Consider the following 15,360-nt stretch of genomic DNA (forward strand, 5'->3'; position numbering starts at 1 on the left):
CGGCGATCACGCGGTGAAGAGGTAGCCCCGGCCGGTCTCGAAGCCCGCGATGTGGAGGCCGCTGCCGAGCAGGCCCTCCATCTGCGCGCGCAGCCGCAGCCGCCACTCGTGCGCGGCCGCGGGGTCGGACTCCCGCATGCCCTCGATGTCGTCTGGGATCTCCAGCGTCTCCACGACGGCGTCCTTCGCCGGCGGCTTGGCGATGTCCGCGAGGGCCCACTCGACGTCGAGGCGGTCGCTCTCGTCGCCCGCGTCGCCGCCGCCGAAGATGCCGTACCGGTTCACCGAGTAGCCCGTGGCGCGCGCGCCGAGGACGGTGAGGAAGAAGTGCGCGTTGCGGGCGACCAGCGGGTCGAAGGTCCAGGTGATGCGCCCGACGTCGCGGGAGAACGCCCACTGCCGCTGGTGCTCCTTGAGCTCACGGCCCCATCCGCGCCCCCGGTACTCGGGCAGCAGAGCCGTGATGTGCGAGTGCATGGCGCGGCGGGCCGGTTCGCCGAAGAAGGCGATCGAGGCGCCGACCATGCGCTCCTCGTCGCCCTCGCCGTCGAAGAAGCCGACGACGTAGTTGCCCGACTGCTGCAGGGCACGGAGGGTCCCGGCGTCCACCACGCGCTGCGGGCCCCGGATGGAGTCGAGCAGGCTCTGGGCGTCGAGGATGAGTTCAACGGTGTCGAGATCGCGGATGGTTCGCACGATCCCAGTCTGCCCCTCCTCCGCCCGTTCGCGGAAACCGACCCGGCTCAGCGGTACGGGAACGCCTCGCCCCCGCCCGCGGCGAGCGCCTCCGCGACGATGCGGAGGTGGTCCTCGGCCATCTCCGCCGGCAGCGGCGGCAGGATCCCGTCCCAGAACGCGAGCACCGCGCCGCGGCCCTGCATCATCCCGGCCGGTCGGGCGAGCGCCCACATGTGCATGTGCGCGGAGCCGTCGTTCCAGCGCCCGAAGTGACAGCGGGCGACGCCGGGGATGCTCTTGACCGCCTCGGACACGCGCTGCATCAGCGGCCCGAGCGCGGCGAGCACGTCCTGCGGCGCGTTCTCCAGGAGCCAGTGTTCGCGCGGTGCGACGCCGCCGATGAAGGGCAGACCGCCGACGTCCCACCCGGCACGCACCTGCCAGAGGTCGTCGTGCCAGATGGTGTGCACGCTCGGACCGCAGTGACCGCACGCGGCCGGGTCGTGCTCGCCGGCGCGGGGCTTCTCCGGCACGAGCATCGGCTCCAGCGGTCGCATCGTTACGCTCTCGAACGCCCACGGCAGACCCTCCGCGAGCGCCGAGGCGTCGAGCACCTCGCCGATCGGGAGCCGGCGGTGGTACGCGGAGTCGGCGGGGTGCTGCGCGGGCGCGATGTCGTCGGTCATCCGGCCATGCAACCACATCGGCCCCTCCCCTCCGGGATCGCCGATAGCCTGAGCCGGTGGGTGCGAACGACGACAGAGCCAGGAAACGCCTCTCCCGTACCCCTCCGCGGTGGGCGATCATCGCGGTGCTCGCGTTCGCGGGCCTGTGCTCCTCGTTCATGTTCACGCTCGTCGTGCCGCTGCAGGCCGAGCTTCCGCAGCTGCTGAACTCCTCCCGTGAGGACACCACCTGGGTGGTGACGATCACCCTGCTCGTGGCCGCCGTCGCGACCCCGATCTCCGGCCGTCTCGGCGACATGTACGGCAAGCGCCGCGTCGTCATCGTGCTCCTCGCGATCCTCATCGCGGGCTCGATCATCGCCGCGCTCTCCGGATCCATCGTCGGCGTCATCATCGGCCGGGCCCTTCAGGGGGCCGTGACCGGCGTCGTGCCCCTCGGAATCGCGATCATGCGCGACGTGCTGCCACCCGAACGCCTCGGCACCGCGGTGGCCCTGATGAGCGCCACCATGGGCGTCGGCGGGGCGATCGGCATGCCCGTCGCCGCGCTGCTCGCCGAGAACGCCGACTGGCACATGCTGTTCTGGCTCGCCGCCGCCCTCGGAGTCCTCGGGCTGCTCCTGGTGCTCGCCGTGGTGCCGGAGGACGTGCTCCGCTCCCCCGGTCGGCTCGACGTGCTCGGGGCCATCGGACTCGCGATCGGCCTCACCGGTCTGCTGCTGTTCGTGTCGCGCGGCGCCGAGTGGGGCTGGACGGCGCCGCTCACGCTCGTCTGCGTGATCGGCGGCGTCGCGGTGCTGCTGCTGTGGGGCTGGTACCAGCTGCGCACGGACGATCCGCTGCTCGACCTGCGCGTCGCCGCCCGGCCCGCCGTCCTCTTCACCAACATCGCCGCCATCGGCATGGGCTTCGCCCTGTTCGCCTCGAACGTCACGTTCCCGCAGATGCTGGAGATGCCGGCGGTGGGCGGCGCCGGATTCGGGCTCGACATGGTGGCGGCCTCCCTCGTGATCATGCCGGCGGGTCTGGTCATGATGGTGATCTCGCCCCTGTCCGGGTGGCTTGAGCGCACCGTGGGGCCGCGGCCGCTCTTCACCGTCGGGGCCATCGCGATCGTCCTCGCCTACGTCTTCGTGCTGCTGTGGTCGACCGAGGTGTGGCACATCTTCGTCGCCAACATCTTCATCGGCGTCGGCATCGGGTTCACCTTCGCCGCGATGCCCATGATCATCATGCGCTCCGTGCCCGCGAACGAGACCGGGGCGTCGAACGGCCTCAACGCGCTGTTCCGCTCCGTGGGCACCTCCACGGCCTCGGCCGTGATGGGCGGGGTACTCGCGGCGATGAGCGTGGACGTCGGCGGCGTGGCCGTGCCGACGCGGGCCGCGTTCGAGGTCTGCTTCTGGCTCGCGATCGCCGCTGGCATCGTTGCCGTGGTCCTGTCCCTGTTCATCCCGCGACGACGCGCCGAGGAGCCGCACCCCTCGCTGCGCTGACCCGTTCGGCGGTCGTGGATTCGCATCGAGGTCGCAGGGACTCCCGCAGAGCGTGCGACCTGCAGCGGATCTGCGACCTGCGGCGGAGGGTCAGCGGAAGATCGTGCGCGGATCCGGGTCGTCGGTACGCGGTGGCCGCAGCCGGGCGGGAAGCGGCCACGGCAGGGTGAACCGCGCGGTCGCGGGTCGGGTCATGTCCCCGAAGTCGTCGACCTTCACGACGATGCGCCCCGGCGTGCCCTCTTCGTCCGGCGTGACTTCGAGGATGCGCACCCGAAGCGGGCGGTCACCCTCTCCCTCGAGCATCCACGGATCGGCGAGCCAGGCGATGCCGTGCTCATCCAGCGCGGCCTCCGCGTCGAGCCACTCACCGGGGCCGAAGACCCTGCGCCCGAGGACATCGACGGCGATCCAGTCCTCGCCCTCCGGACGGATCCAGCCGAGCAGCTCGCCGTCGTCGCGGCGGTGCGGGGTCCAGGCATGAGGCATGCCCCGATGCTAGCCCGCGCGTCGCACGATCAGGCTCTCGCGCGACATCAGGCAGTTGCGCCCCCGAAAGCCTGATGCGACGCGAATGTCTGCGTTCGCGCGCGGGATCCAGGGGACGTGGAAACAGGGGAACAAGCGAGGTCAGGCGAGCGCGGGACATCAGGCTCGTTGTCACTCCGGACGCCTGATCTCGCGCGGATGCCTGTTCGCGCGGGGTCAGGGGGTCAGTGCGTGTACTCCATGAGTTCGACGCCGAGCACGCGGAAGGCGTCGTGCGCGCGGAGACGGTGGCTGATCGACAGGTCGTCGAAGCACACGATCATCGAGTAGGCGACCCCGGCGCGCGGCCCCGCGAGCACCCCCGCCTCGGCGCGCACTCCCCGGTCGCGCCCGGTCTTGTTCACGAACAGCAGGCCGTGCGCGTCGTGCTCGTGTGCGAAGGGGTCGAGCCCGGTCGAGGCGGCCACGAGGCTGAGGTCCTGGTTGAGGCTGAGCCACTCCGAGACCTGGGCGCTAACGGCGGCATCCACGACCTGAGAGTTCACGAGCGCGGAGAACAGCCCGGCGAGCTCGCGTGCCGACCCCACCGCGACCTGCGGGGCGTCGTCCGGACCGCGGCGGTCGCGGAACCGGTCGAGCAGGGCGGTGCGTCGCAGACCCAAGCCCTCGATGCGCTCCCGCACCCGGTCGTGCCCCACCTTCTCCAGCAGGATGTTCACGGCGATCGGATCGCCGGCGGTCGCGGCCAGCACGGCGAGGTCTTCCAGCGGCAGCGCCGGGGCCCGCAGGTGCCGCCACAGCCCGGAGCTCTCCACGGCCTCGACGCTCGTGCGCTCCACGATCTCGAGAGGGTCGAGGGCACCGGACTCGAACGCCGCCGCCACCTCGATGAGCAGTGGGACCACACCGAGGCCGGCGACGGGCATGGTGACGTGGTCGTCTCCCGCCAGCACGTGCACATGGGAGTCGAGGTCGACCACGTGCACGGACACCTGCGCCCCGGAGTTCGCGAGGCCTTCGAGAGCCTTCAGCGTCGACGTGAACGACCGCCGGCCGACGGCCACGCGGCGGGGCAGCCGACGGGCTCCCGGCCGCTGCGAACGCCGACCGCGGGACGACTCAGGCGCACTCCCGGACGCTCCGGGAGCCGAGGGGTTCCGGAACGCGTCACCAGGGTCGGTCGCACCCACGCGTGGTCCTTCAGGAGGGGGAGGGATACTGCGCATCCGGGAAGGGCGCCCCGGCGGCAGGGATATCGTAACCCCACCGCCGGGGCACACCTCACAGAGTCCGGAGGTTCGTCACCAGATGGTCACCCGTGACGACTCCGGCAGCCACAGGGCGTCGTTCTCGGTGACCCCGAAGGCCTCGTAGAACGCGTCGATGTTGCGGACGATCTGGTTGCACCGGAACTCGTTCGGCGAATGCGGATCGATCGTCAGCAGACGCAGGGTCTCGGCCTCGCGGCTCTTCTGCTGCCAGACCTGCGCCCAGGACAGGAGCAGCCGCTGTACCCCGGTGTAGCCGTCGATGACCGGCCCTTCGACGCGCTCCGGCACCGACGGATCGGCCCGCAGCGACAGCTCGTACGCCTTCAGCGCGATCCCGAGGCCGCCCAGATCGCCGATGTTCTCACCGATGGTGAGGGCGCCGTTCACGTGATGCTCGGCGTCCAGCCCCTCCGGCACGAGGGCGTCGTACTGCGCGATGAGCGCCTTCGTGCGCTCCTCGAAGGCCGCGCGATCCGCGTCGGTCCACCAGTCCTGCAGGCGCCCCTCGCCGTCGTATCGGCTGCCCTGGTCGTCGAAGCCGTGGCCGATCTCGTGCCCGATGACGGCGCCGATCCCGCCGTAGTTCGCCGCCGCGTCCCGCCCGGCGTCGAAGAACGGGTACTGGAGGATGGCCGCGGGGAAGACGATCTCGTTCATCGAGGGGTTGTAGTACGCGTTCACCATCTGCGGCGGCATGTGCCACTCGGTGCGGTCGATCGGCTTCCCGACCTTGTCGATGTTGCGGTCGTGCTCGAAGATCGCCGCGCGGCGCACGTTGCCGAGGAGATCGGTCCGGTCGATCACGAGGGCCGAGTAGTCGCGCCACACCTCGGGGTGCCCGATCTTCGGGGTGAACGCGTCCAGCTTCGCCAGCGCCCGCTGCCGGGTCTCCGCGGTCATCCACTCCAGGGTCTCGATGCTCTGCCGATAGGCCTCGACGAGGTTCGCGACGAGCTCGTCCATGGCCGCCTTCGCCGTCGGCGGGTAGTGCCGCTCGACGTAGACCTTGCCGATCGCCTCGCCCAGGGCCCCTTCGGCGACGGAGACGCCGCGCTTCCAGCGCTCGCGGAGCGTCGGGACGCCGGTGAGCTGGGTGCCGTAGAACGAGAAGTTCTCCTGCACGAGCTCGTCGGTGAGGTAGGGCGCCGCCGCGTGCACGACCTTCGCGCGCAGCCAGGCCTTCCAGTCGTCCAGCCGCTCCGGCGTGAGCAGAGCGCCCAGCTCCTCGAAGAAGCTCGGCTGCGCGACGACGACCTCGTCGAACGCCTGCGGGTTCGTCGGCGTCACGGCTTCGCGCCACGGAGTGAGGTCGACGCCCGCGAGTTCCTGCAGCTCGTCCCACGTCTTGAGGTTGTAGGTCGCCACCGCGTCACGGCTGCGCACGTTGTCCCAGTGGTGTCCGGCGAGCTCGGTCTCCAGCGCGATGGAGCGCTCGGCCTGCGCCGCGGCATCGGTCACGCCGGCGAGGGCGAGCAGGCGCTCCAGGTGCTCCCGGTACGCCGCGCGGGTCTCCGCGAAGGTGTCGAGTCGGAAGTAGCTCTCGTCCGGCAGCGAGAGCCCGGCCTGCACGAGCACCGGGAGGTAGCGCTCCGGGTTCCCGGGGTCGCCGTCGACGTAGAGGCCGATCACCGCCGCCCGGCCCTCCCGGTCGTAGGTGCCGACGGTGCGCAGGAAGGCCGGGATGCCGTCGATCGCGTCGATCTCGGTGAACGTCCCGGCCAGCGGGGTCACGCCGGCCGCGGCGATGCGGTCGGTGTCCATGAAGCTCGCGAAGAGGTCGCCGATCTTGCGGGCGAGGGTGCCCTCCTCCGCGTCCTGCGACTCCTCGACGATCGCACGGACGTCCTTCTCGGCCTGCTCGGCCAGCAGATGGAAGGAGCCCCAGCGCGCCTTGTCTCCGGGGATCTCGGTGCGAGCGATCCAGGCGCCATTCACGTGACGATACAGATCGTCCTGCGGGCGGATGTCGGGGCTGAGGTCGTCGAGCGCGAGGCCCGCGGGAAGCACGTCGGTCATGCGCTCCAGCCTATGGCCGGGGTCCCCCACGGTGTCCAGAAGACCTCAGTCCCGGGGTCGGCGCCCGAAGCGTCGGCGCCGGGGTGACGTCTCTGGCACCGGTGTCCGCGCGGCCCGGCGTTCCGCCCACGCGACGACCTCGGCGTCGACGTCGCGCAGCGCGGTCACGACGGGAGGTCCACCCTGGAGCTGGCGCCGGGCCTCGCGCACACGCCGGTTGAAGTCCTCGAGCACCTCGCGCACGTCGGACTCGCGACCGAGGAGGTCGAGCTGCCCGTCGAGCTCGCGGTCCTCCGTGCGCAGGAGGATGGCGGGAGGGCCGAGCCCGGTCAGACCCTCGGTCTCGATCTTCCGGCGGATCCACCAGTCCGGGTCGTGGTGGTCGCCGAGCCCTTCGAGCGGCTTCCCGGCTCCCGGCAGATCGTCGAAGTCGCCGCGACGGATGGCGACCTGGATGGCGGATTCGACGAAGGCGGCTCTATCGACCGCCGCGGCCGCGGACGGGGTGCCGGTTTCGCTGTCGTCTTCAGCACTGCCGCCCTGCTGCTGCCGCGCTCGATAGCGCGCGGCCGCCTCCCGGGGATCCGTCATGGTGCGCCTCCGTCCGCTGGGAGCTCCTCCTTCACCCTACGTCCGGTCGAGGCCGGCGGTCTCGGGTGTCGACGACAGGTCATAGGCTCGGAGGATGGCCGCCCGCACCTCCCTGAACCGCGAGATCCTGCGCCTGGCGGTCCCCGCCCTCGGTGCGCTCATCGCGGAGCCGGCCTTCCTCATCGTCGACGCCGCCCTCGTCGGCCATCTCGGCACCGTCCCCCTCGCCGGGCTCGGCATCGCCGGAGCCGTGCTGCAGACGATCGTCGGCCTCATGGTGTTCCTCGCGTACTCCACGACTCCCGCGGTCGCGCGTCGGTTCGGGGCCGGGCGTCCGGGGGAGGCGGTCTCGGTCGGGATCAACGGCATGTGGCTCGCACTCGGCCTGGGTGCCGTGCTCGCCGTCGTCGGCGCCGTCTCGTCCCCCTGGCTCGTCTCCCTGTTCGGGGCGAGCGCCGAGGTGGCGGCACAGGCGAACGAATACCTCGTGATCTCGATGTGGGGTCTCCCCGCGATGCTCATCGTGTTCGCCGCCACCGGTCTCCTGCGCGGGATGCAGGACACCATGACCCCGCTGTGGATCGCGGGGCTCGGCTTCGCGGCGAACGCCCTGCTGAACTGGCTCTTCATCTACGGCCTCGGCTGGGGCATCGCCGGCTCCGCGGCGGGGACCGTGACGGCGCAATGGGGCATGGTCGCGGCGTACGCGCTCGTGGTCCGGCGGCTGGCGACCCGGCACAGCGCCTCGTTGCGCGCCCAGCGGGAGGGCCTGCGCCACACCGCGACGTCGGGCGGCTGGCTGTTCCTCCGCACCGTGAGCCTGCGCGTCGCCCTGCTCGCGACCGTGGCCGTGGCGACGGGGATCGGCACCGAGGAGCTCGCCGGCTGGCAGATCGTGTTCACCATCTTCTCGGCGGCGGCCTTCGCCCTCGACGCACTCGCGATCGCCGCGCAGGCGCTGATCGGCAAGGAGCTGGGCGCCGGGGACGAGGAGCAGGTGCGCCGGGTGCTGGCGCGGACGGTCGCGTGGGGAGCGTGGTTCGGCGTCGTGGTCGGCGCCGTCATCGCCGCCCTCTCCGGGGGGCTCGGCATCGTCTTCACCGGCGATCAGGGCGTGGCAGAGGTGGTGCAGCCGGCCCTGCTCGTGCTCGCGGTGGCGCAGCCGATCGCGGGCGTGGTGTTCGTGCTGGACGGAGTGCTCATGGGAGCGAACGACGCCCGGTACCTGGCGATCGCGGGCGGTCTGAACCTCGTGCCGTTCCTGCCCACCCTGGCGATCATCGCCGCGACGGGGGTCGACGGCACCGCCGGCCTCGTGTGGCTCGCCGTCGCGTTCTTCGGGGTGTACCTGCTCGCACGGCTGGCGACGCTGGGGTGGCGTGTGCGCTCCGGGCGATGGCTCGCCGCGCCGGCGTAGCTCCTCCACAGGCGACCCGAAGAACGACTCATCCCCCGCCGCCGGGCACAGCGGAATACAGCGCCCCGCCACTCTGTCGCTCCGGTCCAGCATGGAGTGACACTGAAGGGATGCTGGGGATGAACGACGCACAGGTATGGACGACGATCGGGGTTCTCGCCTCGGGCATGTACGCCACGATCACGCTCATGGCGACGATGTTCGTGAGGATCATCAAGACGGAGATCGGCACGGTCCGCACGGAGATCGGCGGGATCCACACCGAGATCGGTGGGATCAAGGGCGAGATCGGCGGGATCAAGGGCGAGATCGTCGGGATCAAGGGCGAGATCGTCGGCGTGAAAGCCGAGATCGGGGATCTCCGGAAGGAGGTGCACGGTCTGAGCCGGCGCATGGACGGCCTCGACCGCGACGTCAGCGCGATCTCGCGGCACCTCTTCGGCATCGATCCGGCCTGACGGAGCAGGTACGACCGCTCCTCGTGCTCACTCCGCGTGGCGACGACACCACTCGTACATGATGACGGCGGCGGCGGCACTCGCGTTGATCGAGCGGGTCGAGCCGTACTGCGTGATCTCGATGTGACCGGAGGCGGCAGCCAGTGCCTCCGGCGACAGCCCCGGCCCCTCCTGACCGAAGAGGAGCACGCACGAGCGCGGCAGGTCGGCGCGGTCCACCGGCACGGCCCCGTCGACGTTGTCGATCGCGATGACGGGCAGCCCCTCGGCGGCCGCCCAGGCGGCGAAGGTCGCGATGTCCTCGTGGTGCACGACGTGCTGGTAGCGGTCGGTCACCATGGCGCCGCGCTTGTTCCAGCGACGGCGGCCGATGATGTGCACCGTGTCGGCGAGGAACGCGTTGGCGCTGCGCACGATGGAACCGATGTTCATGTCGTGCTGCCAGTTCTCGATCGCGACGTGGAACGGATGACGCCGCGTATCGAGATCAGCGACGATCGCCTCCATGCGCCAGTAGCGATAGCGGTCGGTGACGTTCCGCGTGTCGCCGTGCGCGAGGAGCTCGGGATCGTACTGCTCTCCCTCAGGCCAGGCCGACGGCCCTCCGGGCCAGGGGCCGACGCCGTATCCGGGCTGCGCCGAGGACCCCCCGGGGGCGGTCGGTTCCGTGCTCTCGGGGCGCTGCGCATCCATCCCGCCAGGCTATCGCCGCCTCCGCCTGGTCGCGGTCGGCGGAGGGGCCGCGCAACACCCGCGGATATTTAGGCAGACCGAAAATACGCTACGGTTTCGGTGTGCCTAAAAATTCCGACGCCGTACTGATCCCCGCCCGCACCGCCTCGCCGCGCCTGCTGTGGCTGCTGGGACCGGCACTGGTGGCAGGTGTGGCCTACCTCGACCCGGGCAACGTCGCCAGCAACATGACCGCGGGGGCGCAGTACGGCTATCTGCTCGTGTGGGTGGTCGTCGCCGGCAATGTGATGGCCTGGCTGATCCAGTACCTGTCCGCGAAGCTCGGCGTCGTCACCGGGCAGAGCCTCCCGGAGGTGCTGGGCCAGCGGCTGCGCCGCCCCTGGACCCGCCGCGCCTACTGGCTGCAGGCGGAGCTGGTCGCGATGGCGACGGACCTCGCCGAGGTCATCGGCGGTGCCGTCGCGCTGAACCTGCTCTTCGGCGTACCGCTGCTGTGGGGCGGCCTCATCACCGGGGCCGTGTCCATGGTTTTGCTCGCCGTGCAGAATCGTCGCGGCGCTCGGCCGTTCGAGTTCGTGATCATCGGCCTCATGTTCGTGATCACGATCGGCTTCATGGCTGGCCTGTTCCTCGCGCCACCTGACCCGGCCGGGGTCGTGAGCGGCCTCGTGCCGCGCTTCGAGGACACGGGGTCCGTGCTGCTCGCCGCCTCGATCCTCGGCGCGACGATCATGCCGCACGCGATCTACGCGCACTCCTCCCTGGCCCGCGACCGGTTCGGTGCGACGAGTGCCGAGACGACCGAGGAGGCGGCCCGGATCGAGACCTCGCGGATCCGCCGCCTGCTCACGGCGACGCGCTGGGATGTGACGATCGCTATGGTCATCGCGGGCTCCGTGAACCTCGGCATCCTCCTGCTCGCGGCGGCGAACCTCGCGGGCGTCGCGGGGACCGACTCGCTGGAGGGCGCACACGCCGCCCTCGCCGCGGGTCTCGGCCCGGTCGTGGCGACCTTCTTCGCCGTGGGACTGCTCGCCTCGGGTCTCGCCTCGACCTCCGTCGGCGCGTACGCGGGCGCCGAGATCATGCACGGCCTCCTGCACGTGCGCATCCCCCTGCTGGCCCGCCGCCTCGTGACGCTCATCCCCGCGCTGGTGATCCTCGGCATCGGGGTGGACCCCACGCTCGCCCTCGTCCTCAGCCAGGTCGTGCTGTCTTTCGGCATCCCGTTCGCGCTGATCCCGCTCGTCGCCCTCACGGCGCAGCGCCGCACGCTCGGCGTCTGGGTCAACCGGGCGTGGACGACAGCCGCCGGCATCGTGGCCTCGGTGCTCCTCATCGCCCTGAACGGCGCCCTGCTCTGGCTGGTGCTGACGGGGGCATGACGCCGGATAGGCTCGACATCATGTCTGCCGCCTCCGCCCGTCGCACCGTCCGCCTCCTCACCTGGAGCGGCTTCGCGACCGGCGTCATCGGCGGTCTGCTCATCGCGTTCCCGAAGGTCATCGGCCCCGCCAGCCCGTGGGTGCAGCTCGCGCTCGGCGTCGCCACCTTGATCTTCGCGTTCCGCGCCCGCAAGGTCGGCATCGCCGAGGTGGAGGGCTTCGACGGGCGCCTCTCGCTCGCCGCCGCCCTCCTGGGGTTCCTCGTGCTCTTCTTCGCGGGGCAGGCGACCGTGATCCTGCTCGGCTCCGCGGGCGCCTGACTCAGGCCGCGAGGAAGCCCGTCACGAGGTAGAGCACGAGCGAGACCCCGGCGGCGATCCCCGCGTAGGGGAGGATGGCCAGCATGAGGTTGATCGGCTTGATGCCGATGGACCGCGACGCGAGGATGATGCCGTCCCCGTAGAGGCAGGTCGTGCTGCCGAGCGCCGCCCCGGAGAACACCGCCGCGCCCGCCAGGATCGGGTCGGCGCCGAGGGCCAGCGCGAGCGGCAGCACCACGGGGGTGATGACCGCGGCGAGGTCCCAGAACGAACCGGTCGCGTAGGCGTACACGCCGCAGACGGCGAACACGATGGCGGGCAGCAGGGCCGGGGTGAGCACCGGCTCCGTGACCTGGATGACGAACTCGGCGAGCTGCAGGGTGATGTTCATCTCCTGCACCATGAACGCCAGCACGGTAAGCACCATCACGAAGAGCATGCTCTCGACGCCCTCCAGCGCCGCGTCCAGCACGCCCCGCACGGAGAGACGGCGCTGCACGAGGACGAGAACGATCGTGACGGCGAGCGCGGCCGCGGTGCCGGCGACGACGTTGGCGTCCGTGGCGATGGTGACGCCCACGAGCACCGCCATCGCGACGAGGAACGACCACGGCTGCGGCTTGCGTCCCGCCTCCGTCGAGGTCTCCAGCGCCACGGCGACCCGCTGCGCCGTCGAACCGTCGGGGTCGTCCTCGCGCAGCTCGGAGAGCAGGGCCGCTCCCTCCGCGCGGCGTTCCGCGTCGGTCGTTCCGAGGGGGAAGACGTCGCCGTCGCGCTCCGCCCGCAGGGCGTCCTTCTTCAGCGGACCGAAGCGCGGCAGCCAGCCGATGCTCATCAGCAGGGCGACCGCGATCGCCGTCCACCCGAAGAAGATGAACGGGATCGACTGCAGGTAGGCGCCGAAGCCGCTGCCTCCGACGGTCACGCCCTGGGCCTCGAAGAGTCCGGAGAAGAACAGCGCCCAGGTCGAGACCGGGACGAGCACCGCGATCGGCGCGGCGGTCATCTTCATGATCGCGCCGAGCTGCGTACGAGGGACGCGGTACCGGTCGGTCACCTGCTTCATCGAGGTGCCGGTGGTGAGCACGTTGAGGTAGTCGTCCACGAACAGGACCACCGAGAGCAGGAACGTCAGCAGTGTCGACTTCCGGCGGGAGGTCACGAACCGCTCCACCCAGCGGGCGAAGTCGGTCACGATGCCCGACTTCTCGAACAGCATCATGAGGATGCCGAACAGCGCCACGATGAGCAGCAGCCACTGGGCGGTCTCGTTGGACAGCGCTGTTCCCGTGTATTCGACCCAGACGTCGAAGCCGCCCCAGCCGCCCAGGATCAGGGCGCCGGCGACGGTGCCGCAGAGCAGGGCGAAGAGGGTGCGCCGAGTGGCGACGGCGATCACGAGGATCACCGCGATGGGCAGGAGCGCGAGGGCGCCGAATTCGGGCATGGGGTTCACCTCGGTGTGAAGAAGGAAGGGGGTATGAGGGGTCGAGCGGGGGTCAGGGCTCGACGCCGCCGACGACCGTCCGCTGTACGGGCAGGTCGGGGAGGTCGTCCGGGGCGACGTGCAGCGGGTTCTCCGCCCACACGGCGTAGTCGGCGCGGAACCCGGGGGCGATCCGGCCGAGGTCGGTGTCGCCCTGAGCACGCGCGGCACCCACGGTGTAGCCGTGCAGCGCCTGGTAGGGGGTGAGCACCTGGTGGGGCTCGAAGACGGGGGCGTCGCGGTCGCCGGGACGACGGCGCAGCTGGGCCCAGGCGAGGCCGATGCGGGCGTCGTTCTGGGCGATGGGCCAGTCCGATCCCAGGGCGACCGGGGCTCCGGCCTCCCAGTAGTCGCGCACGCGCCAGGCACGGGCGGCACGGGCCGGTCCGAGACGCCGCGACCAGTCGTCCGAGCCGTCGGCCTTGCGCCACTGCAGGTGGAGCGGCTGCATCGAGGCGGTGATCCCCGCGGCCGCGAGGCGCGCGACGTCACGATCGGTCGTGGTCTCCAGGTGCTCGATCCGGTGGGGTGCGCCACCGGCACTGCGGACCCCGGCGGCGAGGTACGCATCGATGACCTCCCCCACCGCTCGGTCGCCGATGGCGTGCGTCGCGACCTGGAAGCCGGCCTCGGCATAGCGGCGCACGGTGCGGGCGTAGGCGGCGGCGTCCTTCCAGAACGGCGCGGTCCCCTCCCCCGCCGTGTCGGGCTCGTACAGCCAGGCGGTTCCCGTCTCCACCACGCCGTCGGCATAGAGCTTGACGACCCCGCCCCGCCAGCGCTCTCCCCGGCGGTCGCGCATCCGGAGGTTCTCGGCCGTGCGGGCGGTGTCGAACCCGGGCTCGTGGTCGATGGCGGAGACGATGCGGATCGGTAGACCCGGCCCCTGCTCCATGGCGTCCAGCAGGTCCAGGGTCGCGAAGCCGCCGTCCATGATCGTGCCGCCGGTGAGGCCGGAGGACCGGAGCCCCTGCAGCAGTTCGTGGCCGGCGGCGAGCGTCTGCGCACGGTCCAGGGCGGGGGCGGCGAGGCGCACGGGCTCGTAGGCGCCGAGTTCGCGCAGCTCGCCGGTCGGGATCCCCTCGGCGTCGACCACGACGAGGGAGGAGTCGTCCGTCTCGCGCGGCCCGGTGATGCCGCCGCGCCGCAGCCCCTCGCGGCTGGCCAGCGCGGTGTGTCCGTCGAACACGATGAGGAGCGCAGGGAGGCCGCGCACCGCGTCCTCGATGGCGTCGGCGGTCATGGGGACCTCGTGGAAGACGTCGTAGTCGAGATTCCACCCGCGCACCCACGGCTCGGCGTCCTCGTCGAGCGCCCGGTCCGCCTCGGCGCGCAGGGCGGCGCGCAACGCCGCGGCGGTGGTGATGCCCCCGAGGTCGATTCCCGCGGTGAGCTCGAGGCCCTGCAGCGGGTGCAGGTGCGCGTCGATGAGCCCGGGGGTGACGGCGGCACCGCCGAGGTCGTGCACGACGGTTCCGGTCCCGCGCAGCTCGCGGACGAGGTCGTCGCCGCCGACCGCGAGGAAGCGACCGTCGCGGACGGCGAAGGCCGTCGCCTCCGGGCGGCGGGGGTCCATGGTCACGACGCGCGCGCCGGTGACGATAGTGTCGGCGTCGAAACCCGTCATGACGTTCTTCCTCGAGCGAATTGAAAGAGTTTCAATAAAGTAGCAGACACGGAACCCGAATCGAGCCCCGATGACGAAGACTCCCCGCAGCGTGGGCCGCCCCTCCGGCCGGGTGCTCACCGAGGAGCGGATCCTCGATGCCGCCTTCCGACTCAGCGCGGAACGCACCCCGCAGCGCTTCACCATGACCGCGCTCGCGGAATCCCTCGGGGTGCGCACCTCGGCGCTCTATCACCACTTCGAGAACCGCGACGCTGTGATCCGGGCCATGCGCGGCCGCGTGAGCCGCTCCCTCGCCACCCCGGTGCCCCGCGAACGACCCCTGGAGGACGCCCTGCTCGCCTGGGCGCACAGCTATCGCGACGCGGCCGTCGCCGCCCCGCAGGCCATGGTCATGCTCGCGAGCTCCCCCATCGATGCCGACGAGGGCTCGTTCGCGGACTACGAGCAGATCGCGGTGCTGCTCTCCGACGACGGCTGGCCCCGCGAGACGATCGTCGATGCCATCGTCGCGCTGGAGTCGTTCATCATCGGCTCCGCGCTGGACGCGCTCGCTCCGGCGGACAACATGGCACCGAAGGAGCTCGCCCCCGCCTACCCCACCTTCGCCGCGGCGGAGAATGCGAGGGCCGAGCTCAGCGACGACCCCGCCCGACGGACGTTCGAGATCGGCGTGCGCGCCCTCATCCACGGCCTCACGGCCTGGGCGCGCAGGGGCGGAGACCGGCCCGCGCCGTAGAGTGGTGG

General features: G+C 71.3%; 15 protein-coding genes. 6 read left to right on the forward strand and 9 right to left on the reverse strand.

From position 1 onward, the window contains the following. Positions 1-6: 6 nt before the first annotated feature. Positions 7-696, reverse strand: coding sequence for a GNAT family N-acetyltransferase (locus BLU02_RS08550; RefSeq protein WP_060921518.1), 690 nt, complete (start codon positions 694-696; stop codon positions 7-9). A 47-nt stretch (positions 697-743) separates the two neighbouring features. Next, positions 744-1,364 (reverse strand): hypothetical protein, encoded by a 621-nt coding sequence (locus BLU02_RS08555; RefSeq protein ID WP_060921517.1) that lies wholly within the window; start codon positions 1,362-1,364, stop codon positions 744-746. 56 nt (positions 1,365-1,420) lie between these two features. Between BLU02_RS08555 and BLU02_RS08560 the strand changes: the two genes are divergently transcribed. Beyond that, the gene (locus BLU02_RS08560) at positions 1,421-2,860 is read left to right on the forward strand and encodes an MFS transporter (protein ID WP_082749975.1); all 1,440 of its coding nucleotides are present in this window, start codon (positions 1,421-1,423) and stop codon (positions 2,858-2,860) included. 90 nt (positions 2,861-2,950) lie between these two features. Here the strand turns inward: BLU02_RS08560 and BLU02_RS08565 are convergent, their stop codons facing one another. From BLU02_RS08565 to BLU02_RS08580, 4 genes are all read right to left on the reverse strand, one after another. Then, positions 2,951-3,349 (reverse strand): hypothetical protein, encoded by a 399-nt coding sequence (locus BLU02_RS08565; RefSeq protein ID WP_060921516.1) that lies wholly within the window; start codon positions 3,347-3,349, stop codon positions 2,951-2,953. A gap of 224 nt (positions 3,350-3,573) precedes the next feature. Further along, the gene (locus BLU02_RS08570) at positions 3,574-4,539 is read right to left on the reverse strand and encodes a serine hydrolase (RefSeq protein WP_060921515.1); all 966 of its coding nucleotides are present in this window, start codon (positions 4,537-4,539) and stop codon (positions 3,574-3,576) included. A gap of 111 nt (positions 4,540-4,650) precedes the next feature. After that, positions 4,651-6,636 (reverse strand): M13 family metallopeptidase, encoded by a 1,986-nt coding sequence (locus BLU02_RS08575; RefSeq protein ID WP_060921514.1) that lies wholly within the window; start codon positions 6,634-6,636, stop codon positions 4,651-4,653. A gap of 45 nt (positions 6,637-6,681) precedes the next feature. Then, the gene (locus tag BLU02_RS08580; RefSeq protein ID WP_060921513.1) at positions 6,682-7,227 is read right to left on the reverse strand and encodes a DnaJ family domain-containing protein; all 546 of its coding nucleotides are present in this window, start codon (positions 7,225-7,227) and stop codon (positions 6,682-6,684) included. Positions 7,228-7,321: 94 nt separating this feature from the next. On the opposite strand from BLU02_RS08580, the gene BLU02_RS08585 reads away from it, so the two are divergent. Further along, positions 7,322-8,644: an MATE family efflux transporter gene (locus tag BLU02_RS08585; protein WP_060921512.1), complete on the forward strand. Its 1,323-nt coding sequence runs from the start codon at positions 7,322-7,324 to the stop codon at positions 8,642-8,644. A 119-nt stretch (positions 8,645-8,763) separates the two neighbouring features. Then, positions 8,764-9,102 carry a hypothetical protein gene (locus BLU02_RS08590; protein WP_071329417.1) on the forward strand — a complete coding sequence of 113 codons (339 nt, stop codon included), beginning with the start codon at positions 8,764-8,766 and terminating at the stop codon, positions 9,100-9,102. 27 nt (positions 9,103-9,129) lie between these two features. On the opposite strand, the gene BLU02_RS08595 is transcribed toward BLU02_RS08590, so the two are convergent. After that, the gene (locus tag BLU02_RS08595; RefSeq protein WP_060921510.1) at positions 9,130-9,795 is read right to left on the reverse strand and encodes a TrmH family RNA methyltransferase; all 666 of its coding nucleotides are present in this window, start codon (positions 9,793-9,795) and stop codon (positions 9,130-9,132) included. 101 nt (positions 9,796-9,896) lie between these two features. On the opposite strand from BLU02_RS08595, the gene BLU02_RS08600 reads away from it, so the two are divergent. Together BLU02_RS08600 and BLU02_RS08605 are read left to right on the forward strand one after the other, a co-directional pair. Continuing rightward, on the forward strand, positions 9,897-11,180 hold the full coding sequence (locus BLU02_RS08600; protein WP_231919666.1) for an Nramp family divalent metal transporter: 1,284 nt from the start codon (positions 9,897-9,899) through the stop codon (positions 11,178-11,180). A gap of 20 nt (positions 11,181-11,200) precedes the next feature. Further along, complete coding sequence (locus tag BLU02_RS08605; RefSeq protein ID WP_060921509.1) at positions 11,201-11,500, forward strand: hypothetical protein; 300 nt, start codon at positions 11,201-11,203, stop codon at positions 11,498-11,500. Between the two features lies 1 nt (position 11,501). On the opposite strand, the gene BLU02_RS08610 is transcribed toward BLU02_RS08605, so the two are convergent. Continuing rightward, positions 11,502-12,947: a Na+/H+ antiporter NhaC family protein gene (locus tag BLU02_RS08610; RefSeq protein WP_060921508.1), complete on the reverse strand. Its 1,446-nt coding sequence runs from the start codon at positions 12,945-12,947 to the stop codon at positions 11,502-11,504. Between the two features lie 52 nt (positions 12,948-12,999). Continuing rightward, positions 13,000-14,613, reverse strand: coding sequence for an amidohydrolase (locus BLU02_RS08615; protein WP_060921507.1), 1,614 nt, complete (start codon positions 14,611-14,613; stop codon positions 13,000-13,002). Between the two features lie 70 nt (positions 14,614-14,683). Between BLU02_RS08615 and BLU02_RS08620 the strand changes: the two genes are divergently transcribed. Then, positions 14,684-15,352 carry a TetR/AcrR family transcriptional regulator gene (locus BLU02_RS08620; RefSeq protein WP_060921506.1) on the forward strand — a complete coding sequence of 223 codons (669 nt, stop codon included), beginning with the start codon at positions 14,684-14,686 and terminating at the stop codon, positions 15,350-15,352. The last annotated feature ends 8 nt before the right edge of the window (positions 15,353-15,360 follow it).

The organism is Microbacterium paraoxydans (assembly GCF_900105335.1).
Classification (GTDB): Bacteria; Actinomycetota; Actinomycetes; order Actinomycetales; family Microbacteriaceae; genus Microbacterium; species Microbacterium paraoxydans.